Source organism: Shewanella sp. BJSY2023SW007 (assembly GCF_047314525.1).
Lineage (GTDB): Bacteria > Pseudomonadota > Gammaproteobacteria > Enterobacterales > Shewanellaceae > Shewanella > Shewanella chilikensis.
Map to the genome: position 1 here is coordinate 42,167 of NZ_JBKORL010000078.1, position 26,036 is coordinate 68,202.

Here is a 26,036-nt window from a genome sequence, read left to right on the forward strand (position 1 = left end):
ACTGATTGTGGTATCTAAGGATTAGCAAAACTAACAGGAAGCCTTATGTCGTCAATTATCCAAACTCTCGATCGCCAACTGGTCACCCCATACCAAGCCAATATCACAGTACCCAACTGGATGCTGGGGGCTATGGAGCGGGTGATGCAGTACTATGTTGATAAGAACCTGAGGCTGGACACTATTTCTGCGGATGTGATGCCGGCACCGGTAGAGGGCAAGAAATACATGCTCTATGCCCATATCCCTTTCTGTCACACGCTTTGCTCTTACTGTACCTTCCATCGTTTCCTGTTCAAGGAAGACAAGGCCCGCGCTTATTTTGTGGCGCTACGTAAAGAGATGGATATGGTCAAGCAGTTGGGCTATGACTTCGAGTCCATGTACATAGGCGGCGGCACTACGACTGTGCTGGAAGATGAACTGGCGCGCACTATCGAGTATGCCAAGACCCTGTTCCCTTCCATCAAGGAAGTCTCCTGTGAATCGGACCCTCAGCACCTGGACAGCCCTGGTTTTAAACAACTCAAGGGCTTGGTTGACCGCATGTCCATCGGGGTGCAGAGCTTTAATGATGACATCCTCAAGATGACAGACAGGTTGGAAAAGTTCGGTACCGGCCAGCAGACATTCGACAAGATCATGGCCGCCAAAGAGCTGTTTCCTATTATCAATGTCGATCTGATCTTCGGTTTCCGCGGTCAGACAGACGAAGTGATCCAGCATGACTTGGATATGGCTTCCAGACTGGATCCACGCCAGATCACCACTTATCCCCTGATGATCACCCACCAGACCCGCAAGAGCGTCAAAGGGAAACTGGCTGCGCCGCAGGCCGATATGGCAAACCAGTACCGGATGATCCTCAATACCCTCAATGGCCAGTACAACCAGTTGTCGGCCTGGGCCTTTGGTAAGGCCAACGATGAGGGCTTTGACGAGTACGTTATCGACTACGACGAATATCTGGGTGTGGGTTCAGGCTCATTCAGTTTCCTCAACGATACCCTGCATGTGAATACTTTCTCGCTGCGCAAGTATCAGGAGCGGATCGCCAGCGGCAAAATGGGTGTTGAGCAGCAAAAGCAGTACAGCAAGAAAGATGTGATGCAGTATCGTTTCCTGCTGGGGATGTTCTCTGGCCGTCTATCACGCAAGTATTTCCGCGATACCTTTGGCGTTAATCTGGACACGGCGCTGTTCAAAGAGATGAGCTCGATGAAGCTGATTGGCGCCATCAAGAATGACCCTAAAAATCCGGATGAGCTGATCATTACCGATAACGGCAAGATGATGGGTCTGCTGATGATGAAAGAGTTTTACTCCGGTATGGATAATGTCCGGGCGCAGCTGCGTAAACCGCTGAAGCCTTGTGATATGTAAGCTTTGACTCAATCAATGATAAAAAATCCGCCACAGAGCGGATTTTTTATTGCGCCATTACGCTTCTGCCGACGGCTAGCCGCCTTGACTGCGATTGCCGGGATAACGGGGGCAGTCGTCAGTAATCTGCAGCCAGGCGGGTTTGTCGGCGCAGTAGATATGATATCTGGGTGCCACCCTATCTGGGTCATCCAAAGAAGCAATACTCAAGCTGATAAATTCGGGATGGTCGAGACTGCGATAACTCAGGCTGGTGCCACAATTCGGACAAAAGCCGCGGCAGATCTTGGCCGAAGAGGCATATTCCCGCACGGCTTCCCCCTGCCAAGTGAGTTGCTCCAGCCTGAAGTCCATCCAACTGCCCACCACAGCCCCTGTGCTCTTACGGCATTGACTGCAGTAACAGTGGTCGGCATCGAACGGTTCACCCTCGAGCCGATAACGTATGGCGCCGCACAGGCAGCCTCCCTGTAACTCATTCTGCTGCTTCATCGCTCGACTCCTGGATAGCTTATTGTCAGGGCCTATCTGGCGCGATAGACGGGATAAGCCTGGTAAGCCTTGTCATAGTAAGGGCTGCGCTCGTAGAACCAACGCAGTCTGGCCTTGGCATCGGCGGCAAAAGCCGGGTCTTTGAGCGCCTGGTCAAATTCAGCCTGGAGCGCTTTGGAGTTGGCCAGCATCTGTTGTGCCAAAGGTTCAACCGCGTAGTCCTCAATATATTCGGTGCGGGTGAATATGGTGTTGAACAGACCCCACTGCAGCAGTGAGTCGGGCGATTGCGGCTCCAGCAGTATCATCGCCAGATCGCCAAGCGGCTGCTCAGTGCTTATTTTGACGGTACCGACGGGTAAGGTGAGTTCAACCTTTTCCAGTTTGGCTTTGGCACTGACTCTTTGGCGGCCTTCATAGTCACTGGCGGCGAACTGGGGTTCGCTGAGGCGATACTGTTGCAGCTTCAGTGTTTGAGGTTGTTCCTGGCGGCTCATACGAATGCCGTGCAGCGATAGCTTGGCAATCGCCTCTTGCCACTGAGGCGGAATATAGTAAGCGGCCGGGCGACTGACCCTAATATCTGCCTCTGTGTTGCCTATTACCGGCAGGTTGGGATAAAGCTTAGGCTCGCCAGTCCAGCGCACCACTTGTTTGCCCGAAACAGAGCTCTGTTCCAGTTGATAGTCTATGCCTTTGAAATCCCAGCCCTGCGGCTGCTTTTGTGACTTCCAGGTCAGGGTCACCAGTCGTGGATAGCGGTACTTATCTTTCTCTATCGCCGCGCGCAACTTGGTCGCTTTGGCGCCCACCGTCTTGAGGGTTTGCTCCAGCATCACATAAGTGCCCAGTACCCGTTGCCGGAACGGTTTGAGGCTGTGATTTTCAATCAATATTGTCGGCAGGTGTCTGGCATCGCCATAGCCGTTGGAGTAGCGGGCCGAAGCATTCCACAGTGACATGCCCTTGCTCAAATCGGTATTGTCCAAGGCGAAGACCAAGGGCCCCGGGATATGACCTGCCTGGGTCAGAGCCTGTTCTATCGCCGGGCGATATTCCTGTTGTAGCCAGTTGTAGCCGGCGGGACTCAGCCCCTGAGACAGGTTGTAACCAAAGGTCACATCATATTGGTAGTCGATACCGTCGGTGACATGCACATCGATATACAGCTGCGGCTGCCAGTCGTTGATGGCGGTCAGCATGTGTTGCATCTCTATGCTATCGGCCTTGGCGTAGTCACGATTGAGGTTGATGTTTTGGCTGGTGGTTCGCCAGCCCATGTTCAGCGGGCCGCGTTGGTTAACCCGGTTGCTTTGGCTGGAGCGCTCATGCGCATCGACACTGAAAATCGGCACAAACAGCAGGTTGACCTGTTCCAACAGCTCGGCCTTGTCGCCGACTATGATATCCCGCAATAACATCATGCCGGCATCTTTGCCATCAATTTCACCCGAGTGGATCCCGGCTTGCACCAGAACATTGGGCTTGTGGTTGCGTCTCAGCTGTGCCGGGGTGGCGGCACCTTCGGCGCTGGCCACTATCATCCAGATATCCCGGCCTTGGGGGCTCTTGCCCAGGCTCACCTTGTTAAGCTTGTTGCTCTGGGTCATCAGCCTATCCAGCCAGGCAAAGGTTTGCTGATAACTTGGGCTTTCAATACCGCCGGATTGCTCAAACGGCGTGGCCCAGCTGTCGTCGGCTGGGCGCATTAAGGCCTCGCTGGCACCACTCCAGGGTTTGAGCGGCGGCAAAATGGCATCATTGATGTAGGTGTTGGCTTGGGTGGCTGGTTCGGCAAGTGCGGCGCCGGGTAACGTCGCGACAGCGAGCCAGAGCAGGGACAGCATGCGCATGAAAGGCTCCGGGTACAGGATAATTGTTATTGTTGAAGCGCTCTATCTTTCACCAATTTACTCAGCCCTGCAAGTCACCCGGAGTGACTCTCCCTTTCTGTTGTGGTTATAACAATGAAAGCAAACTGCACCTCCCTAAATTTTGTTTCGTCAAAGTAATGTCAAAAAATGGCATGCAATGGCAGTAATTTACATATTTGCAGTCCAGTCTGAATAAATATCCAATCTCGCTTCTTTAGTTATTTCCTGTGTTGTAATTTCTTAACTGAGAAAATTAAAAAAGAATCTTATATTTATACCAGTATTTATTAGCGGCTGGATAAATAACTTATATAAGTAAAGTAGTGATTTAATGTGGCAGCCATTTAAATTATCAATAGCGTTTTTGGCGTTCACATTAATAAGTTCTGATAAAGTCATTTAATTCTTGGAGAACAGTATTGATGAGAGGCTTATCCAATATATTGATAGTTTCGGCAGTGGCTTTACCCCTGGGGTGCGCTTCTGCGGCAGAGGTGATTACCCTGGATGGTCAGTCACTCAAAATAGAGCAGCTACTGCAGCTGAAAGATAAACAAGTACAGGTGGCTCTGAGCAAAGAAGCACAAAAGACAATTCATGCCAGTCATGAACTCCTGATAGATTCTGCCCGTCAAGGCACGCCGGTCTACGGACTCACCGTTGGGGTAGGCAAGAACAAGGATACCCCGGTATTCGGCAAAGACGGTTCTTTGAGTGCCGAAGCCCGCAAACTATCGGAAGATTTTAACCGTAACATGCTGTTTACCCACTCGGCGGCCAGCGGCCAACCCATAGCGCCGGAAACCGTGAAAATGGCGATGACGATTCGTTTGAATCAGATAGCCACGGGACATGTTGGTGTACAGCCGGACGTGGCCCGCATCTACCAGGAGTTTATCAACGAAGACATTATTCCCGTTGTGCCGGAAGATGGCTCTGTGGGACTGAGTGATATTCTGCTGGCCTCACACATAGGTGCCGCCATGATGGGCGAGTGGGATGTGTTCTACAAAGGTCAGCGGATGTCTGCCGCCAAAGCGATGAAACAAGCCGGCATCAAGCCGTTGGTACCTTTCGGTAAGGATTCACTCTCGATTCTGTCCAATAATGCTCTGGCAACGGCACAGGTAGTCAATGCTATTGGTGATGCCCGCCAGATCATCCAATTCTCTCCGAGACTCATTGCTGCAGCCCTTGAAGGGATCAACGGCAATATCAGCCCTCTGTTGCCTCATACCCTGGCGGCCAGACCTATGCCTAATGTCGAGAAAGTAGGTCAAGAGATTTTGGCCAATCTGGAGGGTGGATATCTATTCCAGCGCGACGAAAAGCGGCCGTTGCAGGATGCGCTATCCTATCGCGGTGCTCACTGGCCTGTGGCCCATGCCATGTCGCAGCTGCAACAGTTGGAAACCTTGGTGAATATTCAGATCAACAGCTCTGATGATAATCCTACGGTTTACATCAATGCCAAACCCGGACGTTACGCCGATGCCCCACAAGTGGCACAGTATTTTACCCAAGGGCCGGTATCAGGAGCAGTTAACTCCTCTGCCAACTTCGATACTATCCAATTGGCGTCCCAGACCGAGGCCTTTATCAATGCCATGGCGCAGTTGGGCAAATACTCCAGCAACCGCCAGATCAAGTTGATTGACCCTTACTTCACAGGTTTACCAAGAGCCCTAGTCGACCCTGATGATGCCAATGGGCAAGCTTTCTATACTTTACAAAATGGTTTCACCGCCCTGTTTGTCGAAATAGCCCATGCGGCCAACCCCGTGTCCTTCTATGGTATAGCCAACCAAGGCGGCATTGAGGATAACTTCAGCAACTACTTCCAGGCCGGCAAGAATCTCAGCAAGGTGGTGGATGGTGTGGCACGCATCTATGGCTTTGAGCTGATGCAGGTGGCCCAGGCGATGGACCTGCAGAAGAAAGTTAACCACAGGCAGTTGTCACCCCAGAATGAGCAACTGTTAAAGGCGCTGCGCAAACAGGTGGATTACTACGACAAGGACAGGTTGTTTACCCCAGATGTCGAGGCCTCGACGCAATTCCTGATGAAGTTCTAAGAAAACCAAGCCCCGGTAGGATTGACCTCCGGGGCTCGTATATTGAGAGAACCGGAAATAGCCTTTGCTCAATGGGTTTTTGAGCACTGAATTTCAGATGTCTTGGATTCAGACATAATGAGCCACCTTGGTGGTGGAATACTCATGGGGACCTGATGCGGACTGCTGCTAGGCAGTTTAACCAATACGAGAAGATGTTTAGCGTTCTTGAGGCCATAGCAGTCGCCTTAGAGTCAAGCGTACGCTATATCCAACTTGCTGCTTGTTTTGGCACCATAGAACAATCGATGTCAAAATAACGTCAAAATAACCGACGAATTTACATAGAGTTACATTTTTGTAGCCTAGCCTATATATCTGTTTCAACTATCTTTGTTCACTTCATAGCCTAGGTTATTTTAGCTTTGATTCTTGTTCTTGAGGAGTAATCGCATGAGTACAGTATTGAACAAGACTGCACTCACAGAAGCAGAGAGCAGTTTAAAGCAAGTGCTGCAAACCGTCGGTCCTTTGATTGCCGCGCAGGGATTCCAGGGATTTTGGTTTCAAGGGCTACCAAGCAACGCCAGGGAGTATTTGGAACACCCGGGAAATCAAGGCCTATTCGCCCCCGTGTGGCTACGCCGGCCAATCGCGTCATTGGCGTCCTCCTGTCGGATAGCAACCCTGCAACAGTACTATCTGGAACACTATGCCCGCAGCGACAATAATTTCGCCGAGTCTTTAAGCGCCGATAAAGCCTGGTGTTACCGCTGGCAAGAGGATGACCCGGTAAAAATCCTGTTCGCCAAACATGGTTATGACACTGTTCTGAGCTTCCCCGTGCCCAGCTATGCCAACCCGACTTGGTTTGGTCGTTTCACACTACTGGCGTCGGGCCATCCCAAACCGGCCACGGAACGCTTACAGCAAACCTTGATCTTGGCCCAAAGCCTGCTGTTTGAACATGACAGACAGAGATTCAACCCGTTTCTGCAAAGCAGGATCTTCAAGGCCAATGCCAGAAAAGTGCTGCGAATGGCGGCAACCGGACTGCAAAATCATGAGATCTCTGATCGACTGCACATTAGTGTCCGTGGGGTTGAATACCATATGGAGTCAATGCGTAAAAAACTGGGTGCCAGCAACAGGGCAAATCTGATCCATCTGGCCCATCAATTTGAGTTGATCTGACATGTTAATACTGCTGGTCGAAGATAATCGTCTGTTGGCAAACAATATCATTCAGTACCTGGCGATAAAGGGCATTGAATGTGACTATGCCGAAACCCTGGCTCAAGCCAATGAACTGCTGAGACAGCAGCATTTCGATGTGGTGGTGCTGGATCTCAACTTGCCCGACGGGGACGGTGTGCGAGCATGTCAGGGCTGGAAGGCCCAGTGTATGACTACTCCGGTGATCATGCTCACCGCCCGCAGTGGTCTGGATGACAGGTTGAGCGGCTTTGATGCCGGCGCCGATGATTATCTGATCAAACCCTTCGCCATGGAGGAGCTGGTGGCCCGCCTAAGAGTCGTGGCTCAGCGCCGTCCGGCACCTCCAAGATTACAACTGGGTGAGCTGGAGATGGACTTTGGCAAACACGAGGCCTATCGCCAAGGGCAGTTGTTGTCCCTGAGCCGCACCGGCTGGCAGATACTGGCCTTGCTGGCTCGCCGCAGCCCGGAAACCGTGGAGCGGGAAGAGATAGAGCGTATGCTCTGGCCCGATTGCCCTCCTGACAGCGACAGCTTGCGCAGCCATTTGCATCTGCTGCGGCGGGTGGTGGATAAACCGTTCGACAGCCAGTTAATCCACACTATTCGCGGGGTAGGACTCTGCCTGAGGAGTGACTGAAGATGATGCCCAAGTTCAGCCTCAAGCGCAGCTATCAAATTTATGGGCTTATTTTTCTGGCGGTCACTCTGGCCATCAATAGCATCATTCCCCTTTGCATGATGTGCACCGGCATGTTTTCCATGCATGAAATCACCTTGCATAACGCAGGCCAGGCAGCCGAGGCGGTATTTACCCAAGGCAGTACCGAGCTGGATACCGACAACATCAGTGTGTTTGCCGACTGGCAGCGGGTACCGGATAAGATAAAAGCTATCAATGACTTTCAGCCTCCCACTGCAGAAACGGGTATCCGCTACCAGCATCTTGATGGCCCCTATATCGATGCCTTGAGTGTCCACTACACGGCTTCAGGCCAGCCGCTGTATCTATGGCTGCATTATGATGCCACCCATGATCTTGTTTTTGCGCCCAAGAACATGACCGCCATTTTATTGCTGATAGTGATGACCTTCGGGGTGGTGGCCAGCTTGGCGTTTCATATGCAAAAACAGGTAATCACCCCGGTGCACAAAATCAGTCAGGCGATCAAGCAACACGACTGGCAAAGCATGAATGGCTTCAGTTTTCCCAAACAAGGCTATGCCGAGCTGCAATCGATAGTGGATGCTCTCAATACTTCGTTGCAGCAATTACAAAAAGCGCAACAGAGGGAGCTCAACTTCCTGCGCTTTGCCAGCCACGAACTGCGTACTCCTGTGGCTATCTGCCAGTCATCCTTTGAGCTGCTCACCCTGCAGTGGGGCAAGCTGACCGGGCCTGTATTGGCCGCCAGCCAGGCGACTGCGCAGATGAAATCCATCATAGAAACTCTGCTTTGGCTCACCAACAAGAGCAGCACTCAGCTGGAGAAACAATCTTTGATGCCGGCTGAATTGCTGCAACAGTTGGCCACCGAGCAGGAACATGCTCAGGGCAAGCAGGGCGTGATTCAGTTGGACTGCGACGATACCCAACTTCAGGCGTTAAAAGAGCCTCTGTCCATCATGCTCAATAATCTGCTGCGTAACGCACTCGAACATGGCACAGGTGAGGTAAAGGTGGAGCAGAGAGGTAAACGTATCAGGGTCAGTAACTCGACCTTACAAGATGGTCTTAGGGGCTTTGGTCTGGGACTTATGTTGGTCAAACGGCTGGCTAAACAGCTGGGCTGGCAATTCAAGGAATATAGATCTCCACAAATGTTTATTGCCGAGATAGAAATTACAGACTAAAGGAAAGTGTGAACTAAGCCCTACATTTATAGATTGGCTATTATTATTTTAAAAAGAGATGGCTTTGGCTGTCTCTTTTTAATTTATTTGACGGAATTTTCACTTAATTTATGTTCTCTTATCACCTACTTCCTTAAACCACATAGTTTATTTCTTTAAGGATTGTAATCGACCAAGATCACAGCAGTTATTGGTAACAATTAATTATTATTTTCTCGTCTAATTCATGTGTTTAAATTTTTCAATTGCTTGGCATTGTATTTGTCTGAGGAAATATTATGAACTCAAAATGGTTGTTGAGTGGAGTGGCACTGGCTATGGCATTTTCTGCCAATGTGCAGGCCGATGTGACCAAAACCAGCCTGGATCTTGGTTATAAATTTTATACCAGTGATACCGAAGATGATAACCCTGGCGTCTTTAACCAGCCCTTTCTCAAGCTGAATCATTTGGGTTTGGCCGATTGGGGTAGTTATTTCGCTAATATCAAGCTGGAGAATCCGGGGGAAGTCGCAGAAAACCAGAAGAATGAAGATGGTAAAACCACTCTAAAGGCATTGGCAATCATAGAGCACAAACTGGGTGAAAGCGGCTTTAACTTTTGGGCCCAGAACTTTATCTCTGCCAGTGAGACTCTGGTCGAAGACAACCTTTATCTGGGGGTTACGCACAACAGTAAGTTTGGCAATTTGGCACTGAACTATGGGGTTGGCTTCAACTATACCTTTGGTCATTTCTCACCAACAGATGAGAACTTCAATGACATTTCAGGTTACGCCCTGGTGCTCAACGCCAAATACCCGCTGAGTTTTGCCGGATTGAAGCATAACTTATCCGTCAACTACGAAGCGCAGATAGACAGGGACGAAGAGCACCAAAAGCTGTTTAGTTACGACAGCTATGGGCACCAGATCATTCTGGGATGGCAGACCCACTTTACCGATGCCTTCTACGGCAAATTGCACCTGACTCAGTACGATAGCTGGGGCGCACAGTACAACGACGGTATCGAGTATGGGTTGGCTTTCGGATACCAGTTTTAACAATGGAGCCAGGCTCCCTTTTTTAATCGACAGGAACTGAATATGCAGTTGAACAAATCCGTTTTGGGCGTGGCCGTATCCACTGCCGTGGTGATTACCGGCTGTCAGGTGACCCATGAGATCATCAAGAGTCAGGGGACTGCCCAGGGCAAGCATGGTGAGATCCAGGTTGAAACCAGCATTCAGGATGGCCGTATTGTGGCTATCGACGTGCTGAAGCAAAAAGAAAACCCTGTGTTGGCCGCAGCCGCGTTCAAGGATGTGAAGCAAGCCATCATAGATAACAACTCTGTAGATGTTGACGGGGTTACCGGTGCAACCGTGACCTCGGATGCTCTCAAGAAAGCCGTAGCCGCCAGTATTGAAGCTGCCGGGGTGACCCTGGTAGCTGCAAGTGCCACTGCCAAGCATAATGAAGCTTTGACACCAGCCGAATACACCTATGACGTGGTCGTGATAGGTTCAGGCGGTGCCGGTTTCAGTGCTGGTCTGGAGGCCATGGAAGCCGGTGCTTCTGCCGTTATCATTGAAAAAATGCCCATCATAGGTGGTAACTCGCTGATCTCCGGCGCCGAAATGAACGTAGCCGGTAGCTGGGTACAGAAAAACATGGAGATTACCGACTCCAAAGAGCTATTTATCCAGGACACACTCAAAGGGGGCGACTTCAAGGGTGACCCCGAGATGGTCAAGGTGATGGTGGACAATGCTGTCGATGCCGCCGAGTGGCTGCGTGACTATGTTAAGGTTGAGTTCTATCCCAACCAGTTGTTCCAGTTTGGTGGTCACAGCGTCAAGCGTGCCCTGATCCCCAAAGGCCACACAGGCGCCGAAGTGATCGGCAAATTTGCCAAGAAAGCCGAAGAAGTCGGTCTGCCTATTCACACCAACACTACCGCCGACCGTCTGCTGATGGACAACAACGGCCGTGTGGTCGGTGTTGAGGCGACCAAAAACGGCAAGAAGATCACTTATCATGCCAAGCGCGGTGTTGTCGTCGCTACCGGTGGTTTCTCTGCCAACGTAGCCATGCGCAAGCAATACAACCCAGAGCTGGATGAGCGTTACGGTACAACAGGTATTTCAGGTGGTACAGGTGACGGTATTGTCATGGGTGAAAAGATCCATGCCGATACCCGCAACCTGGGCTATATCCAAACCTACCCTATCTGTAACCCAGAGACTGGCGCCATTGCCCTGATCGCCGACTCTCGCTTCTTCGGCGCGATTCTGGTCAACCAAAACGGTGAGCGCTTTGTGGAAGAGCTGGAACGTCGTGACGTGATCTCCCATGCGATTCTGGAACAGCCTGGTCGTTACACCTATGTACTGTGGAACAAAGACATCGACGATGTGGCCGGTACCATTGGTATGCACCAGGGTGAATACAAAGACTTCACCAGCCGTGGTCTGATGTATGAAGTGGACAGCATCGAGGAAGCCGCCAAGGTATTCAACATTCCGCTGGAAAACCTCAAGAAGACCATCAAGGATGTGAACCACTATGCGAAAACCGGTAAGGATGAAGCCTTCAACCACAGAGCCGGGTTGGTGGACTTGAGCAAGGGCCCATACTGGATCCTGAAAGCCACGCCATCAGTACACCACACCATGGGTGGTCTGGTAACAGATACCAAGACCCACGTGCTGAATGAACAAGGCAAGGTAATCCCAGGTCTGTTTGCCGCCGGTGAAGTAACAGGTTTGACTCACGGTACCAACCGCCTGGGTGGCAACGCCTATACAGACATCATTGTCTTTGGCCGTATCGCCGGTCAGCAGGCTGCCGCCAACTAAGCCGCCAAACAACTCATCTATCTCCCCAGAACTCAAAACGGCCCGTAAGGGCCGTTTTTTTATCGCGATTCCTTCATTGAAGGCGATAGCAACAAACATTCACTTCCATCACACCGTATTCAATTGGCCTGCGCCAATTGCTTCAAATGTTGATACAAGGGCTCGCTGAAGCTTTGCTCGTAGGTGAGTCGTAACTGCTGCCTGCCGGCATCGAAATCAAAGGCGCGGTAGATATCCACTTCAATGAGTTGGCCACCTTGGATCAAATATGCACTGGGCAAAACCTTGTCGGCCAGCTCTGGATTGTCCAGTAGCTCAGTGAGCTGCAACAAAGGTGCGCCGCTTGGGCTTTGGAGCAGCTGCCACTCATAGCTTTCAGGACCATAGCCAAAGTTCAGCGTAAAACGCTGCTCACCATCCAGGGTAATCTCATCCTCTGTTGCTATAGGCCAGAAGAGGGCTATCAGCGCCCTGGAGTCGAGAGCTTCGGCGTTGGCAACCGGCATCTCCCAAGCAACAAACTCCTCATTGCGACACATCACATCGGCTTGCTGCGCTGTCCAGATGCGGTAAACCTGTCCAGGCCACTCGAGCTTGGCCAACTGCAGGGCAGCCGGGGTAGCTGCCAGCAAGCTTTGCCAGTCTTCATCGCTGGTCTGGTACTTGTCCACCTGCATAGTGATTGGCACCTGAGTACCATCATAAAAAGTATGCAGTTGATTGCCTTCGATAACCGGCGCACTTGGGCGATAGCCTTGATCCTTGCGTTCGGCATTTATCCAGCGCTCCATTTGGGTATTCCAGCACTCGTTGGCGACCTCATCTCCCGGAGTGATATCCTGAGCCAAGACCTTGCCTTGGTTGACACTACCGATCAAAAATTTTGAAAGGTCACCATATTGCAGGGAGAAAAACTCCGGCGCGCCAGTCAGCCCCAGATCCAACAGATGAACTTGCTCATCATCTTCCATCAAGCCATTAAGCACTATCACCCAGTCATTGTCGTTCATGGTTTTATCATCAAGAGGTTCCAGATAACCCAGGGCCACCATGGCGTTGTTTACCTTGTTACGCACCTCTTGAGGATCTGTGGCCAGGAATGTCGCCGCTGTCTGACCACTGGCGGCAATCAAGTGTCGCAACTCATTCAGGGTCATAGCCAGAGTCTGTTCGGCCGCCAGAATTGCCTCTTGATTGCCTTCACCGAGAAGCTTTTCTATCTGAGCTGCAGTCAAAGCGTGAATATGTTGCAGTAGCCAAAATGCCTCGGCAAAGGTCGGCGTAGCTGTGACCTCGGCTGGGAGCTGGTAGGGGTTCTCGCCTTCAGAGGCAAACAACAGAGAATATAACTGCCTGAGTTCCTGAAGCAGGGAATCGCGCCGGGCATCACTAATGCCCACCTGCAGCATCTGCTGGAAACGACTGAATTCCAAATGGGTCACCAGGTTGATGGCGCCTGTATGCTGGTTCTGGGCAAAAAGCACCAGACTGCCATCATCTGCGGTCCGGGCAGCGACACTCTGCTTATTGTGCTGCCGTTTGACTGAGGAATTGTCACTAACCTGCGCTATCCAGCTGGCCAGCAGATAATAGTTGGCCGTAGGATCATCGCTGCGCCAATCAAGCTGATACTTGCCGTCGCTGTCGGTTGTTGTTGTGGGCTCATCGGCATCACAAGACAAGTTACGATTGAGATCGGCGCAGACATCGGCACCAGGTACAGCCCCCAAATAACTGACCTGCCCCAGAACACTGATATCCTTGGTCACAGGTGGTTGGTTGTCATCTGAGTCGGAATTACCGCAGGCGGAGAGCAGCGTGGCGCTAAGGAGTACTGCGAGATACTTTGGTTTAACCATTTGATCGTCCGTGATTAATTAAATTTGAAGATGCATTTTCCTTAGCCTTTGGGGTGATCACAACCCCCCGAAAGCACTAAGTCTTTGCGAGTCCATTGAATAGACTAAATCCCTTTTATGACAAGAGCAGGAATTGGCCAATAAAAACGGCTCCATTGAGGAGCCGCTTAAGTGACATCTGTTGTTATCAGGCTTTGGGGCCTGCGGCCTTGATGGCATCGGAGACCTGATACTTGGCGAAGTTGCTCTGGAAGGATTCGGCCAGCTGTTTGGCATACTTGGCGTATTCTTCCTTGTCAGCCCAAGTGTTGACCGGATTGAGCAGCGCGCTGTCGACGCCGGGAATAGCAACCGGGACATCCAGGTTCAATTGCTCGATATGTTCGGTCGGCACTTCTTTGAGTTCACCACTGACGATGGCATCCACTATGGCGCGGGTGACAGGAATATCGAAACGTTTGCCCACGCCGTAAGGGCCACCAGTCCAACCTGTATTCACCAGGTAAACCTGGCTGCCGAAGGCTTGAATACGCTTCATCAGCAGCTCGGCGTAAACCCCGGCAGGACGAGGGAAGAAGGGAGCACCGAAACAGGTGGAGAAGGTTGACTGAATCGCGGCGGTTGAACCCACTTCGGTGGAACCCACCTTGGCGGTATAACCTGAGAGGAAGTGATAAGCCGCCTGTTCCTTACTGAGTTTGGCTACCGGGGGCAGGACGCCGGAAACGTCACAGGTGAGGAACACAACGGCGTGTGGCTCGTTGCCACGGTTGTCTTCCTTGCGCTGAGCTATGTGCTCCAGCGGGTAAGCGGCGCGGGTGTTCTCGGTCAGGCTGGCATCCTTATAGTCGGGCACGCGCTGCGCGTCCAGTACCACGTTTTCCAGCACAGTGCCGAAGCGAATCGCATCCCAGATCACCGGCTCATTTTTCTGGCTGAGGTCGATACACTTGGCATAGCAGCCACCTTCAATATTGAAGACGCCACCTTCGGCCCAGCCGTGCTCGTCATCACCGATAAGGAAACGCTTGGGATCGGCAGACAGTGTGGTCTTGCCTGTACCTGAAAGACCAAAGAAGAGAGTTGTGTCACCGTCTTTGCCGACGTTGGCCGAGCAGTGCATCGGCAGTACATCTTTAGCCGGCAGCAGGAAGTTTTGTACCGAAAACATGGATTTTTTCATTTCACCGGCATAGCGCATACCGGCCAGCAATACCTTACGTTCGGCGAAGTTGATGATCACTGTACCGTCCGAGTTAGTGCCATCGCGCTCGGGTGAGCAAACAAAGCCTGGCGCGTTGATGATCTGCCACTCGGGTTTGTGGCTCTGGTTATAGTGCTCAGGTACGATAAACAGATTACGGGCAAACAATTGGTGCCAGGCGTATTCAGTTGTAACTCTGATAGGCAAATAGTGATCAGCATCGGCGCCGACTTCCAGTTCAGAGACAAATACTTGCTTGTCGGCCAGATAGGCTTCGACTTGCTCCCACAGTGCGGCAAACTTCTGAGGTTCAAACGCCTGGTTGACCGCGCCCCACTCGATATCTGCCTCGGTACCCGGCTCCTTGACAATAAAACGATCCGCGGGTGAACGGCCTGTGCGCTCGCCGGTCTGGGCCACCAGGGCGCCGTTGGCTGTCAGAGTGCCCTCGCCGCGCAGAATAGCCTGCTCGACCAGTTGGGCACTGTTGAGGTTGAGTTGAATGCGGTTTGCTTCTGCCGCCATAAGTAAGGTCTCCATCTATTATGAGGTCTGGTATAGTCCCGGTCTGCTGTCGGGTTGGCGCGATTGTAACTTAAGCCGCGGCTAAAGTGTGAGCATGTTCTGAAAAATGGCAAAAAAAAGAGAGCGATCACTCGCTCTCTTAAAAACAACTGAATATCGCCCCATTATTGGGGAGTATTCGGTGTCTGACTGTTGGCAAAAATGGCTTCAATATCGATGGCATCGAAGCGGTAGTGACTGTTGCAATATTCACAGCCCATCTCCACCAGCCCCTTCTCCTGAATGATAGCGTCTATCTCTTCCTTCGCCAGGGTGCGGATGGCTGCAGCGCTGCGCTCACGGGAGCAGGTACACTTGAAGCTGACGCTTACTGGATCGAACAACCGTACCTGCTCCTGGTGGTAAAGACGGTGCAGGACTTCAGTAGCCGGCAGGCTGAACAGTTCTTCGGCCTTAATAGTCGCGGTCAGCTGAGTCAGGTGTTCAAACTCGGTATTTTCACTCAGCTCACTCGGCAATACTTGCAGCAACATACCAGCGGCATGTTCACCATTGGCAAATAACCAGATACCTGTAGGCAATTGCTCGGATTGGGCAAAGTAGCTCTCCAGACATTCGGCGATGCTGGGCTTATCCAGCGCCACGACGCCCTGGTAACGCTCGCCTTCAGTCGGGGTCAGGGTGATGACCATATAACCTTGGCCAAAGAGCTGATCCAGTGTTGCATCTGTGGCAATCTCACCCTGCCAGCGAGCAACACCCCTTAATTCCTGACGGTTATTACCGTTGATCACCGCCAGTGACACCGGACCACCCTGCCCCTGAAGCTGTACACTGATATCACCTTCAAATTTCAGTGTTGCCGTCAGCAGCGAAGTCGCCGCCAGCAATTCACCCAGCAGGACCTTAAGGCGCTCCGGGTAATCGTGGGTGCTAATTATCTGGCGATAGCTGTCACCAAGCTGGGCCAGTTCACCCCTTACATCAGCGTTATCAAACAGATAGCGATGGAGAGTATCTTGGTTCATTGGGTTTCTCACAGTTAATTCAGGTCTCGCGGAAGCGAATGATTTGCCGCCGCTGTTTCTTATCCGGCTTGGTATCGGGCGCCGGATTATGCAGTATGTTGAGCCTTCTGGCTTCAGCATTGCTTTCCCGTTTTTGTATACTCTGCGGCGTTTCTTCGTACAGGCTCTGGGCGATAGCCGCTCCCTGACGGACACCGGAAACTTTTTTTATGACGATCTCTTTTTCGTCATATCCCTGGCGTAACCTAATGCGCGCACCGACTTCTGCCAGCTTGCTGGATTTGGCTCTTTGACCGTTGTAATGTACTTTACCGCCGTTGATCATCTCTTTGGCCAGGGCGCGGGTCTTGTAAAAGCGCGCCGCCCAGAGCCATTTATCGAGCCGGACCGCCTCGGCGCTGTCATTGCTATTGGCCATGGATACTCCTGTCATAATTGAAAAAGGGGATGAGCTCACAACTCGGGGATAAACCCCTTGTCCAAGCCGCCAATACAGGGTTAAACAGTGGAGCGCTTCACACCCTTTCCAGGCGCGCAAAGGTAGCATAATCGTACAATTTTCGCCAACCAACCCCCTGTTATGGTCTTGTTGCAAACAAGAGTGTGGGTTAGCATGGCGAAGGTTTCATTCACTATTATAATCAGAACAGAGACCTGATTAGAGGGTCCGGAAAATATGGATTTATTGGATAAGATTATCGCCAAGACGGGCAGCATACCGCAAAAACCCGCCAGCACTGCCGTGTTTTGGCTATTGTTGCTATTGGTTCTGTATTTGACGGCACAGATTAGTTGGAAACTAATCCCGACAGGAAAACCGACTGCCAACTGGACACCAACCCCGGTGTCAGGTCCCCAATCACAGAATATCGACATCAGCGGTATCAATGGTTTGGCGCTGTTCGGCAAGAAAAACGCCAGCAGCACCAAGCCTAAAGAAGTTGCAACTGAAATGATCACAGATGCCCCCAAAACGTCACTGTCGATTCTGTTAACCGGGGTGGTGGCGTCCAGCGCCGAGCAGAAAGGCCTGGCGATTATCGAATCTCAAGGCAGTCAGGAAACCTACAGCCTGGGCGATAAGATCAAGGGCACCTCGGCATCGCTGAAAGAGGTGTATGCCGACCGTATCATTATTACCAATGCCGGTCGTTACGAGACTCTGATGCTCGACGGCCTGCAATATACTACTCAGTCTCAAGCCAATGCTCAGTTGCAGCAAGCCCGCAGCGGTGGTGACGTGACCAAGGTTGACCGTCGTGATGCCGACATTGGCCGCGAGTTGGTGGCTTCCCGCGATGAGTTGCTGGCCGATCCCAGCAAAATTACCGATTACCTGGCAATTTCACCGGTTCAAAAAGATGGTGAAGTGCAAGGGTACAGACTCAATCCGGGCAAAGATGCCGGGTTATTCAAGGATGCCGGGTTCCAGCCCAATGACCTGGCAAAATCCATCAATGGTTATGATTTAACTGATATGAGTCAGGCGCTGGAGGTGATGGGCCAGTTGCCGGAGCTGACCGAAGTCTCTGTGATGGTAGAGCGCGAGGGTCAGTTGGTTGAAATCATGTTTAGTTTGCCGCAATAAAGCAGGTTTAGAGGAAAGCACAATAATGAACAATAAACGGATTCGAACCAAGCTTATCGCTGGTCTGGTAGCTACCGCGGCCTTGCTGACCCAGCCAAGCGCTTGGTCTGAGCAATATGCGGCAAACTTTAAAGGCACCGATATTCAGGAGTTTATCAACATAGTTGGTAAAAACCTCAACAAAACCATCATTGTCGATCCCACTATTCGCGGCAAAATAAACGTCCGCAGCTATGACATGCTCAATGATGAGCAGTATTACCAATTTTTCCTCAACGTGCTGCAGGTCTACGGTTATGCCGTGGTCGAGCTGGAAAACAATGTTATCAAGGTAATTAAAGACAAAGACGCCAAAACCTCTTCCATTCGGGTTGCCGATGACAATACCCCGGGACTTGGCGATGAGATGGTGACCCGCATAGTGGCGCTGTACAACACAGAAGCCAAACAGCTGGCGCCTTTGCTGCGTCAGCTCAATGACAACGCCGGTGGCGGCAACGTAGTCAACTATGATCCTTCCAATGTGTTGATGATCACCGGCCGCGCCAATGTGGTCAATAAGCTGGTGGAGATTGTGCGCCGGGTAGACAAGCAGGGTGACACCGAAGTTCAGGTAGTACCCTTGGAATACGCCTCTGCCGGTGAGATGGTGCGGATCATAGATACCCTCTATCGTGCCAGTGCCAACCAGGCACAGCTACCGGGCCAAGCACCCAAGGTGGTGGCCGATGAACGGATCAACGCCGTGGTGGTCAGTGGCGATGAACGCAGCCGTCAACGGGTAGTGGAGCTTATTCATCGCCTCGATGCCGAGCAGGCCAGCACAGGCAATACCAAGGTGCGCTATTTACGTTATGCCAAGGCCGAAGACCTGGTAGAAGTGCTGACCGGCTTTGCCCAAAAGCTGGAAGCTAAAGATGGTGCAGCACCGGCGCCAGGCAGCGCCGGCGGTAAACGCCGCAATGAAATCAATATCATGGCCCATGAAGACACCAATGCCCTGGTGATCAGCGCCGAGCCGGATCAGATGCGCACCCTGGAGAGTGTGATCAACCAGTTGGATATCCGCCGCGCCCAGGTACTGGTGGAGGCCATCATAGTCGAGGTGGCCGAAGGGGATGATGTGGGCTTCGGCATTCAGTGGGCCACCGAGGCCGGCGGCGGTACTCAGTTCAACAACCTGGGCCCCACCATAGGTGAAATTGGTGCGGGTATCTGGAATGCGCAGGACACCAAAGCCTCCCAGACCTGTACCGGTTCGGGTGACACCATGACCTGTACCGATAACCCTGACACCAAGGGCGATATCACCCTGTTGGCCCAAGCGCTCGGTAAGGTAAACGGCATGGCCTGGGGTGTGACCATGGGCGACTTTGGCGCTCTGGTACAAGCTGTGTCCAGCGATACCAACTCCAACGTATTGGCGACCCCTTCTATTACCACCCTGGACAACCAGGAAGCCTCATTCATCGTCGGTGACGAAGTGCCTATCCTCACCGGTGCGCAAAACTCCAGCAATGGCAACAGTAACCCATTCCAAACCGTTGAACGTAAGGAAGTCGGGGTCAAGCTCAAGGTGGTGCCACAGATCAATGAAGGCAACGCGGTTAAACTCACCATTGAACAGGAAGTATCCGGCATCAACGGCAAGACCAATGTGGACGTGACCTTTGCCACCCGCCGCCTGACGACTACCGTAATGGCCGACTCTGGCCAAATCGTGGTGCTGGGGGGGCTAATTAATGAAGAGGTACAGGAAAGCGTACAGAAGGTGCCTTTCCTTGGCGATATCCCGATTTTAGGGCATCTGTTCAAGTCATCCAGCAGCGGCAAGAAGAAAAAGAACCTGATGGTGTTTATCAAACCGACCATCATCCGTGACGGTGTCACCATGGAAGGCATTGCCGGCCGTAAATACAACTACTTCCGTGCCCTGCAGCTGGAACAGCAGGAACGTGGTATTAACCTGATGCCTAGGACTGATGTGCCCATGTTGGAAGAGTGGAGCCAGGAAGAATATCTGCCACCCGAAGTCAATGAAATCCTCGATCGTTACAAGCAGGGTAAGGGACTGGATACCAAGATGCGTAAGACGGACTCCACCTTGAAAACGCTGGATGAAAACAAGCAGGGCGAAGAAGATGAGTGAAGTCCAGCCGCCAACAGACGATCTGGCTCAGGTTTCCAGTGAACTGGCGTTGGTCGCCGAGTCCGAGAGTGACGAACTGTTTCATTCAAACAGTCGTGAGCGACTGCCATTTGCCTTTGCTCACAGATACAGCCTGGTGCTCAGCAAGAACCAAGAGGAACAATTAACCCTCTATTACACCCAGGCAACGCCCTTGTCTGTGCTGTTTGAGGTGCGCCGCTACGCCGGTCAGGAACTGCCACTGCACAAACTGGAAGCCAATGAGTTTGAGCGCTACCTGACTCAGGCCTATCAGAGTAACTCTTCCGAGGCGCAGCAGTTAATGGAAGACATAGGCAATGAGATGGATCTCTTTACCCTGGCAGAAGAGATGCCGCAGACCGAAGATCTGCTAGAAGGGGAAGATGATGCGCCCATCATCAAACTGATCAACGCGCTATTGTCTGAAGCCATCAAAGAGGAAGCTTCGGATATTCATATTGAAACCTATGAAAAGCAGCTGGTGGTGCGTTTCCGGGTTGATGGCGTGCTCAAGGAAGTGCTCAAGCCGAACCGTAAGCTTTCATCACTCCTGGTATCGCGGATCAAGGTCATGGCCCGTTTGGATATCGCTGAAAAGCGGGTGCCGCAGGATGGCCGGATCTCACTGCGTATTGGTGGCCGCGCTGTGGATGTGCGGGTATCGACCATGCCATCGAGCCACGGCGAGCGGGTCGTACTACGTTTACTGGATAAGAACGCCGGCAATCTGGACTTGGCACAGCTGGGAATGAAAGACAGCATTCGCCACCAGTTCGATGAGCTGATCCGTAAACCTCACGGCATTATTTTGGTGACCGGCCCCACGGGATCGGGTAAGAGTACTACCCTCTATGCCGGTCTGACCGAAATCAATCACAACGACATCAACATACTCACAGTTGAAGATCCGATTGAATACGAGCTGGAAGGCATAGGCCAGACCCAGGTCAACACCAAGGTGGACATGACCTTCGCCCGTGGATTGCGGGCCATTCTGCGTCAGGATCCTGATGTGGTGATGATAGGGGAAATCCGTGACCTTGAAACTGCTCAGATTGCGGTGCAGGCCTCACTCACCGGCCACCTGGTGATCTCTACCTTGCACACCAACACGGCTTCCGGTGCCATTACCCGTTTGCAAGACATGGGCGTAGAACCTTTCCTGGTGTCCTCCAGTCTGCTTGGAGTGCTGGCCCAACGCCTGGTGCGGACTCTATGTAACGAATGTAAGGAAGCCCATGCCCCGGATGCCCGCGAACGTGAGCTCTTGGGAATAGGTGATGAAGAAGCGTTGATCTATCGCGCCAAGGGCTGCAAAAGCTGTGGCCATAACGGCTATCGTGGCCGTACCGGGATCCATGAACTGCTGCTGGTGGACGACAATGTCCGCGAACTCATTCACGGCGGCCGTGGCGAACTGGCGATTGAAAAATACATTCGTCAGCACAGCCCCAGCATTCGCCATGATGGCATGGTCAAGGTGCTGGCGGGGATCACTACCCTGGAAGAAGTGCTGCGCGTGACCCGCGAGGAGTAATTCATGGCGGCATTCGAGTATAAGGCGCTCAATCAAGCCGGAAAGCAGGTCAAAGGGGTTATCGAAGCCGATACCGCCAGACTGGCCCGCAGTCAACTGCGTGAACAGAAGCTGATGCCGCTGGATATCGCCCCGGTCACCGAAAAAGAAGCCAAGGCCAGCAGTGGCAGTTGGTTCGCGCGGCGCAAGAAGATCTCCGTGGCCGAACTGGCGCTGATCACCCGCCAGATAGCGACCCTGGTTGCTGCCGGTTTGCCGGTGGAAGAGGCCCTCAAGGCCGTGGGCCAACAATGTGAGAAAGACCGTCTCGCCTCCATGGTGATGGCTGTACGCTCGCGGGTGGTGGAAGGCTACTCGCTGGCCGACTCCATGGCCGAGTTTCCCCACGTGTTTGATGATCTCTACCGCGCCATGGTGGCCTCGGGCGAAAAATCCGGTCATCTGGAAATCGTACTCAATCGTCTGGCAGACTACACAGAGCGGCGCCAACAACTCAAGACCAAGCTGACCCAGGCGATGATCTACCCCATAGTGCTGACCACAGTGGCTATCGGCGTTATCGCCGTGCTGCTGACGGCAGTAGTGCCCAAAGTGGTTGGTCAATTTGAACATATGGGCCAGGAGTTACCCGGTACCACCCAGTTTTTGATTGCCGCCTCTGACTTTGTTCAGCATTACGGCTTGTTCGTCCTGGGCGCCATAGTATTGCTGGCACTGCTGTTTCAGAAGATGCTCACCAAGCCCGCCTTCAAACTCAAGTATCACAAGCTGTTGCTGCGTTTGCCTGTGGTGGGCAAGGTCAGCAAGGGGTTGAATACGTCACGCTTTGCCCGAACCTTGAGCATCCTCAGTGCCAGTTCAGTGCCCCTGCTCGATGGCATGCGAATCGCCAGTGAGGTCTTGCTGAATGTACGGGTGCGTCAGGCGGTGGAAGAGGCCACGGCCAGAGTGCGTGAGGGAACCAGTCTGGGGGCAGCACTGACAAATACCAAGCTGTTCCCGCCCATGATGTTGTATATGATAGCCTCGGGTGAGAAGAGTGGTGAGCTGGAGCAGATGCTCGAGCGCGCCGCAGATAACCAGGACAGGGAGTTTGAGTCCAACGTCAATATCGCCTTGGGGGTGTTTGAACCCCTGTTGGTGGTGAGTATGGCCGGGATAGTGTTGTTTATTGTTCTGGCGATTTTGCAACCGATATTGGCGCTCAACAATATGATTAGTGGCTGAGTCTCATTTCACCGCAGCCATTTGAGATTTTTTAGGAGGAAGTAAGTTAATGCAAAGCAACAACAGACAGAAAGGTTTTACCCTGCTGGAAGTGATGGTGGTGATAGTGATCCTGGGGATCCTGGCCTCCATGGTGGTGCCCAACCTGATGGGTAACAAGGACAAGGCCGACCAACAAAAGGCGGTATCTGACATAGTCGCACTGGAAAACCAGCTGGACATGTACAAGTTGGACAACAGCGTGTACCCCACAACCGAACAGGGGCTGGAAGCTCTGGTCCAGAAACCGACCATTTCACCTGAGCCTCGTAACTACCGCGACGGCGGTTATGTTAAGCGTCTGCCTATGGACCCCTGGGGGAATCCGTATCTGCTGATGAGCCCAGGCGAACACGGCAAGATAGACGTCTTCAGCTCAGGTCCTGACGGACAGCCCGGCACAGAAGACGATATAGGCAACTGGAATCTGCAAGACTTCCAATAAGATGCAAATCAGGCGCTCACTGGGTTTTACCCTGCTGGAAGTGATGCTGGTTGTGCTGCTGATGGGGCTGGCAGCTACGGCTGTGACCATGACAATGGGGGACAGCGGCCCCAAGCAACAGTTAACCCGTGAGGCGCAGAGATTTATGGCGGCCACAGAGACAGTGCTGGATGAAACTGTACTCAGTGGCCAGTTTATCGGAGTGGTGGTGGACAAGGATAAGTACCACTTCGTGCTGTTTAAAGAAAACAAATGGCAACCGCTGGAGCAGGACAGACTGCTGGCCGAAAAGCAGTTGCCGGAAGGCATTACGCTGTCGGTCGAGCTCGAAGGCTTACCTTTGGTGCAGGAAGATGAAGAGCAGGATTCCTGGTTCGACGAGCCCTTTATCGAGGAATCGGACGCGGACAAAAAGAAGTTTCCCGAGCCGCAGATCATGCTGCTGCCAAGTGGCGAAATGACCGCTTTCGAGCTGAGCTTTATCGCCAGCGACAGCCTGGGTGAAACCGTCGAGGTGCTGGTCAGTGGTGATAGCCTGGGGCGCCTCAAGCTGGGGAGGTTCGATGATTTCGAATAAACTTGCCCGGCAAAGGGGGATGACGCTGCTGGAGGTGATAGTCGCCCTGGCGGTATTTGCCATTGCTGCGGTGGCCATTACCAAGAGCATAGGCGATCAGATTGCCAATATGCCGATTCTGGAACAGCGCACCCTGGCACAGTGGGTGGCAGATAACCAGATGGTGGATGCCAGGTTGGAAAAGGGCTTTCCTGCTCTTGGACGTAAAGATGGTCGCAGCGAACTGGCCGGCCAAACCTGGTATTGGCGCAAAGAGGTGGTCAAGACCACAGATGATAATTTTCGAATGATCCGGATCAGCGTCAGCGATGATGACAAATTCGAGCGGATCATCGCTCAGGTGAACTCTTATGTACTCAAGCAGGAATAGCGGCTTTACCCTGCTGGAGATGCTGATCGCCATAGCGATCTTCGCCATGTTGGGCCTGGCAGCTAATGCCGTATTACAAACTGTGCTGAAGAACGACGAGGTGACCCGCGATTTTTCACAGCAACTCAAATACCTGCAGCAGGGCTTTGGGGTGTTGGAGCGGGATCTGGGGCAGATGGTGGCCCGTACTCCCAGGCTACTGGAAGGCGGCCGTGGCAGCACAGTATTTCAAACCGGGACCGATATTCTGGACTCTGAATCCGAGGCGCTGGTGTTTTTCCGTCTCGGTTGGCTCAACCCGGGAGGCTTGCTGCCACGAGGCAGCCTGCAGTCTGTGGCCTATGTGGTGCAGGAAGGCCGGCTCGAGCGTTGGTACTATCCTTACCCCGAGCCGGAATTCGGCGCCGAGCCGATTAAAACCGTATTGATGGATAAGGTGTTATCGGTCAAATACGCGTTTTTTGTCGAGGACAAGTGGCAACGCAAGGTTGAGGCCAGCAAGTTACCCAAGGCGATCGCCATAGAGATAGAGACAGAGGACAGAGGCGTTATCAGCCGCAAATTCCTGTTGCCGATTGGAGCCCCGGCAGCCGACAAACAGAATGATAATAGTGGCGACACTAACAAAGGGGATAACAACAGCAGCACTAATACCGATGGCAATCAGCAGGAGTCGGACGGCCAAGAGGGTAATGACTCAGGCCAAGGTAAAGAGGAACTCTGATGAAAGGCAAACAAAGAGGGGTTGCTCTGATAGTGGTGCTGCTGATAGTGGCGATTGTGGCCGTGCTGGCGACCAGTATTACCGGGCGCAACCAGTTGTCGGTGCGCAGAACCTTGAATCTGGCGCAGTATGACCAAGCTTACTGGTATGCCATTTCGGCCGAAGAGTTGGCGCGCAAGGTATTAAAACAAGATCTGGATGACTCGGAAGGTCGGGTACATTTGCAACAATACTGGGCACTGGCAGATGTCATTCTCCCGGCAGAAAATGGCGAAATCGGCGGCACCATTTCCGATCTTCGCAGCTGTTTTAACCTCAACGCCTTGAGTGTCAGCAGCAAAGAGGCGGCTGATGGCCAACCGCAAAAGATGTCGCTGGCCGCCAGACAGTTCAAAGGATTACTGGAGTCCTTGGGGATGGATGAATTCGGTGCCGAACGTCTGACCCATACGCTGAAAGATTATCTGGATGAGGATTCGATAGCCTCACCCTTTGGCGCCGAAGATGCTGAGTATGAAGCGCGAGTTGTCCCTTACCGGGCGGCCAACACGCTAATGAGTCACAGCAGTGAACTCAGGGCCGTGTTTGGCTTTAACCAAGAGACTTATCGCATTTTAAAGCCCTATGTTTGCGCCATACCGGGAAATGACCGACAGTTGTTGAACGTCAATACCATCAAGGTTGAGCAGGCTGCACTGCTGGCCGGCATGCTGGAAAACCAGATCTCGGTAGGCGAGGCAGAAAGCATTATTAACCAGCGCCCAGCGGGGGGCTTCGACAAAATAGAAGATTTCTGGGCGCTGGGTTCTTTAACCTCGATTGCCAGTAAGAATGATCAGCTCAAGTCCAGTTTTGTGGTCAACAGTAAGTTTTTTAAGCTGGAGGCCAAGGCCAGGGTGGATGATGCCCTGTTCCGATTGGAAAGTATGCTGCATATAGTGGGTGGGAATCGGCTCGAAGTGTTGACCCGGCAATATGGCGGACAAGAATAACAGGACAAGCCCCTAAGCCTCCAAGGCCAGGGATTG

Annotated in this window: 22 protein-coding genes; 16 read left to right on the top strand and 6 right to left on the bottom strand. The window is 52.4% G+C overall.

All coding sequences use genetic code 11. The annotated features are described in order from the left end of the window. Positions 1–45 precede the first annotated feature (45 nt). Entirely contained in the window at positions 46–1,383 is a 1,338-nt protein-coding gene (locus ACMHXE_RS13035; protein ID WP_144362056.1) for a coproporphyrinogen III oxidase family protein, read from the top strand. A gap of 75 nt (positions 1,384–1,458) precedes the next feature. On the opposite strand, the gene ACMHXE_RS13040 is transcribed toward ACMHXE_RS13035, so the two are convergent. Both ACMHXE_RS13040 and ACMHXE_RS13045 read right to left on the bottom strand, forming a co-directional pair. Next, the gene (locus tag ACMHXE_RS13040; protein ID WP_101054244.1) at positions 1,459–1,875 is read right to left on the bottom strand and encodes a GFA family protein; all 417 of its coding nucleotides are present in this window, start codon (positions 1,873–1,875) and stop codon (positions 1,459–1,461) included. Between the two features lie 32 nt (positions 1,876–1,907). Further along, the gene (locus tag ACMHXE_RS13045) at positions 1,908–3,728 is read right to left on the bottom strand and encodes a M14 family metallopeptidase (RefSeq protein ID WP_413732454.1); all 1,821 of its coding nucleotides are present in this window, start codon (positions 3,726–3,728) and stop codon (positions 1,908–1,910) included. Between the two features lie 443 nt (positions 3,729–4,171). Between ACMHXE_RS13045 and ACMHXE_RS13050 the strand changes: the two genes are divergently transcribed. From ACMHXE_RS13050 to urdA, 6 genes are all read left to right on the top strand, one after another. Continuing rightward, on the top strand, positions 4,172–5,824 hold the full coding sequence (locus ACMHXE_RS13050) for an HAL/PAL/TAL family ammonia-lyase (RefSeq protein WP_224867260.1): 1,653 nt from the start codon (positions 4,172–4,174) through the stop codon (positions 5,822–5,824). A gap of 432 nt (positions 5,825–6,256) precedes the next feature. Next, positions 6,257–6,997: a helix-turn-helix transcriptional regulator gene (locus ACMHXE_RS13055; protein WP_101054234.1), complete on the top strand. Its 741-nt coding sequence runs from the start codon at positions 6,257–6,259 to the stop codon at positions 6,995–6,997. Between the two features lies 1 nt (position 6,998). Next, positions 6,999–7,661, top strand: coding sequence for a response regulator transcription factor (locus ACMHXE_RS13060; protein ID WP_025010621.1), 663 nt, complete (start codon positions 6,999–7,001; stop codon positions 7,659–7,661). 2 nt (positions 7,662–7,663) lie between these two features. Beyond that, on the top strand, positions 7,664–8,875 hold the full coding sequence (locus ACMHXE_RS13065) for a sensor histidine kinase (RefSeq protein WP_101054231.1): 1,212 nt from the start codon (positions 7,664–7,666) through the stop codon (positions 8,873–8,875). A 278-nt stretch (positions 8,876–9,153) separates the two neighbouring features. Continuing rightward, positions 9,154–9,918, top strand: coding sequence for an outer membrane protein OmpK (locus tag ACMHXE_RS13070; RefSeq protein ID WP_039035159.1), 765 nt, complete (start codon positions 9,154–9,156; stop codon positions 9,916–9,918). A 42-nt stretch (positions 9,919–9,960) separates the two neighbouring features. Beyond that, positions 9,961–11,715, top strand: a complete 1,755-nt coding sequence (gene urdA / locus ACMHXE_RS13075; RefSeq protein ID WP_101054228.1) for a urocanate reductase — start codon at positions 9,961–9,963, stop codon at positions 11,713–11,715. 119 nt (positions 11,716–11,834) lie between these two features. On the opposite strand, the gene ACMHXE_RS13080 is transcribed toward urdA, so the two are convergent. From ACMHXE_RS13080 to hslR, 4 genes are all read right to left on the bottom strand, one after another. Continuing rightward, entirely contained in the window at positions 11,835–13,574 is a 1,740-nt protein-coding gene (locus ACMHXE_RS13080) for a hypothetical protein (RefSeq protein WP_165565891.1), read from the bottom strand. 187 nt (positions 13,575–13,761) lie between these two features. Then, a complete protein-coding gene (locus tag ACMHXE_RS13085) occupies positions 13,762–15,303 on the bottom strand; it encodes a phosphoenolpyruvate carboxykinase (protein ID WP_101054222.1) in 1,542 nt (513 codons plus the stop codon). Positions 15,304–15,467: 164 nt separating this feature from the next. After that, positions 15,468–16,331 carry an Hsp33 family molecular chaperone HslO gene (hslO, locus tag ACMHXE_RS13090; protein ID WP_101054220.1) on the bottom strand — a complete coding sequence of 288 codons (864 nt, stop codon included), beginning with the start codon at positions 16,329–16,331 and terminating at the stop codon, positions 15,468–15,470. 19 nt (positions 16,332–16,350) lie between these two features. Continuing rightward, complete coding sequence (gene hslR / locus ACMHXE_RS13095) at positions 16,351–16,749, bottom strand: ribosome-associated heat shock protein Hsp15 (RefSeq protein WP_101054217.1); 399 nt, start codon at positions 16,747–16,749, stop codon at positions 16,351–16,353. A 258-nt stretch (positions 16,750–17,007) separates the two neighbouring features. Here hslR and gspC point away from each other — a divergent pair, with 258 nt between their 5' ends. The 9 genes from gspC to gspK are packed head-to-tail and all read left to right on the top strand — an operon-like array spanning position 17,008 to position 26,000. Next, positions 17,008–17,919 (top strand): type II secretion system protein GspC, encoded by a 912-nt coding sequence (gene gspC / locus ACMHXE_RS13100; protein WP_413732459.1) that lies wholly within the window; start codon positions 17,008–17,010, stop codon positions 17,917–17,919. A 25-nt stretch (positions 17,920–17,944) separates the two neighbouring features. Next, entirely contained in the window at positions 17,945–20,068 is a 2,124-nt protein-coding gene (gspD, locus tag ACMHXE_RS13105; protein WP_413732461.1) for a type II secretion system secretin GspD, read from the top strand. Beyond that, positions 20,061–21,626, top strand: coding sequence for a type II secretion system ATPase GspE (gene gspE / locus ACMHXE_RS13110; protein ID WP_101054208.1), 1,566 nt, complete (start codon positions 20,061–20,063; stop codon positions 21,624–21,626). Before gspD ends, gspE begins: the two co-directional genes overlap by 8 nt. A gap of 3 nt (positions 21,627–21,629) precedes the next feature. Further along, the gene (gspF, locus tag ACMHXE_RS13115; protein WP_413732463.1) at positions 21,630–22,853 is read left to right on the top strand and encodes a type II secretion system inner membrane protein GspF; all 1,224 of its coding nucleotides are present in this window, start codon (positions 21,630–21,632) and stop codon (positions 22,851–22,853) included. A gap of 49 nt (positions 22,854–22,902) precedes the next feature. Continuing rightward, positions 22,903–23,337, top strand: coding sequence for a type II secretion system major pseudopilin GspG (gene gspG / locus ACMHXE_RS13120; protein WP_101054202.1), 435 nt, complete (start codon positions 22,903–22,905; stop codon positions 23,335–23,337). Between the two features lies 1 nt (position 23,338). Beyond that, on the top strand, positions 23,339–23,914 hold the full coding sequence (gspH, locus tag ACMHXE_RS13125; RefSeq protein WP_101054199.1) for a type II secretion system minor pseudopilin GspH: 576 nt from the start codon (positions 23,339–23,341) through the stop codon (positions 23,912–23,914). Then, complete coding sequence (gspI, locus tag ACMHXE_RS13130; protein ID WP_101054196.1) at positions 23,901–24,284, top strand: type II secretion system minor pseudopilin GspI; 384 nt, start codon at positions 23,901–23,903, stop codon at positions 24,282–24,284. Before gspH ends, gspI begins: the two co-directional genes overlap by 14 nt. Further along, on the top strand, positions 24,265–25,008 hold the full coding sequence (gene gspJ, locus ACMHXE_RS13135; protein WP_101054193.1) for a type II secretion system minor pseudopilin GspJ: 744 nt from the start codon (positions 24,265–24,267) through the stop codon (positions 25,006–25,008). Before gspI ends, gspJ begins: the two co-directional genes overlap by 20 nt. Continuing rightward, positions 25,008–26,000: a type II secretion system minor pseudopilin GspK gene (gene gspK, locus ACMHXE_RS13140; protein WP_101054191.1), complete on the top strand. Its 993-nt coding sequence runs from the start codon at positions 25,008–25,010 to the stop codon at positions 25,998–26,000. Before gspJ ends, gspK begins: the two co-directional genes overlap by 1 nt. Positions 26,001–26,036: the final 36 nt, after the last annotated feature.

Excerpts from the sequence above, each read along its gene's own strand:
- gspJ (WP_101054193.1), top strand. The coding sequence starts at position 24,265 with ATGTACTCAAGCAGGAATAGCGGCTTTACCCTGCTGGAGATGCTGATC.
- gspE (WP_101054208.1), top strand. The coding sequence starts at position 20,061 with ATGAGTGAAGTCCAGCCGCCAACAGACGATCTGGCTCAGGTTTCCAGT.
- hslO (WP_101054220.1), bottom strand. The coding sequence starts at position 16,331 with ATGAACCAAGATACTCTCCATCGCTATCTGTTTGATAACGCTGATGTA.
- gspG (WP_101054202.1), top strand. The coding sequence starts at position 22,903 with ATGCAAAGCAACAACAGACAGAAAGGTTTTACCCTGCTGGAAGTGATG.
- hslR (WP_101054217.1), bottom strand. The coding sequence starts at position 16,749 with ATGGCCAATAGCAATGACAGCGCCGAGGCGGTCCGGCTCGATAAATGG.
- ACMHXE_RS13050 (WP_224867260.1), top strand. The coding sequence starts at position 4,172 with ATGAGAGGCTTATCCAATATATTGATAGTTTCGGCAGTGGCTTTACCC.
- gspH (WP_101054199.1), top strand. The coding sequence starts at position 23,339 with ATGCAAATCAGGCGCTCACTGGGTTTTACCCTGCTGGAAGTGATGCTG.
- ACMHXE_RS13065 (WP_101054231.1), top strand. The coding sequence starts at position 7,664 with ATGATGCCCAAGTTCAGCCTCAAGCGCAGCTATCAAATTTATGGGCTT.
- ACMHXE_RS13045 (WP_413732454.1), bottom strand. The coding sequence starts at position 3,728 with ATGCGCATGCTGTCCCTGCTCTGGCTCGCTGTCGCGACGTTACCCGGC.
- gspC (WP_413732459.1), top strand. The coding sequence starts at position 17,008 with ATGGATTTATTGGATAAGATTATCGCCAAGACGGGCAGCATACCGCAA.
- ACMHXE_RS13055 (WP_101054234.1), top strand. The coding sequence starts at position 6,257 with ATGAGTACAGTATTGAACAAGACTGCACTCACAGAAGCAGAGAGCAGT.
- ACMHXE_RS13085 (WP_101054222.1), bottom strand. The coding sequence starts at position 15,303 with ATGGCGGCAGAAGCAAACCGCATTCAACTCAACCTCAACAGTGCCCAA.
- gspK (WP_101054191.1), top strand. The coding sequence starts at position 25,008 with ATGAAAGGCAAACAAAGAGGGGTTGCTCTGATAGTGGTGCTGCTGATA.
- ACMHXE_RS13070 (WP_039035159.1), top strand. The coding sequence starts at position 9,154 with ATGAACTCAAAATGGTTGTTGAGTGGAGTGGCACTGGCTATGGCATTT.
- ACMHXE_RS13035 (WP_144362056.1), top strand. The coding sequence starts at position 46 with ATGTCGTCAATTATCCAAACTCTCGATCGCCAACTGGTCACCCCATAC.
- ACMHXE_RS13060 (WP_025010621.1), top strand. The coding sequence starts at position 6,999 with ATGTTAATACTGCTGGTCGAAGATAATCGTCTGTTGGCAAACAATATC.
- ACMHXE_RS13080 (WP_165565891.1), bottom strand. The coding sequence starts at position 13,574 with ATGGTTAAACCAAAGTATCTCGCAGTACTCCTTAGCGCCACGCTGCTC.
- urdA (WP_101054228.1), top strand. The coding sequence starts at position 9,961 with ATGCAGTTGAACAAATCCGTTTTGGGCGTGGCCGTATCCACTGCCGTG.
- gspI (WP_101054196.1), top strand. The coding sequence starts at position 23,901 with ATGATTTCGAATAAACTTGCCCGGCAAAGGGGGATGACGCTGCTGGAG.
- ACMHXE_RS13040 (WP_101054244.1), bottom strand. The coding sequence starts at position 1,875 with ATGAAGCAGCAGAATGAGTTACAGGGAGGCTGCCTGTGCGGCGCCATA.
- gspD (WP_413732461.1), top strand. The coding sequence starts at position 17,945 with ATGAACAATAAACGGATTCGAACCAAGCTTATCGCTGGTCTGGTAGCT.
- gspF (WP_413732463.1), top strand. The coding sequence starts at position 21,630 with ATGGCGGCATTCGAGTATAAGGCGCTCAATCAAGCCGGAAAGCAGGTC.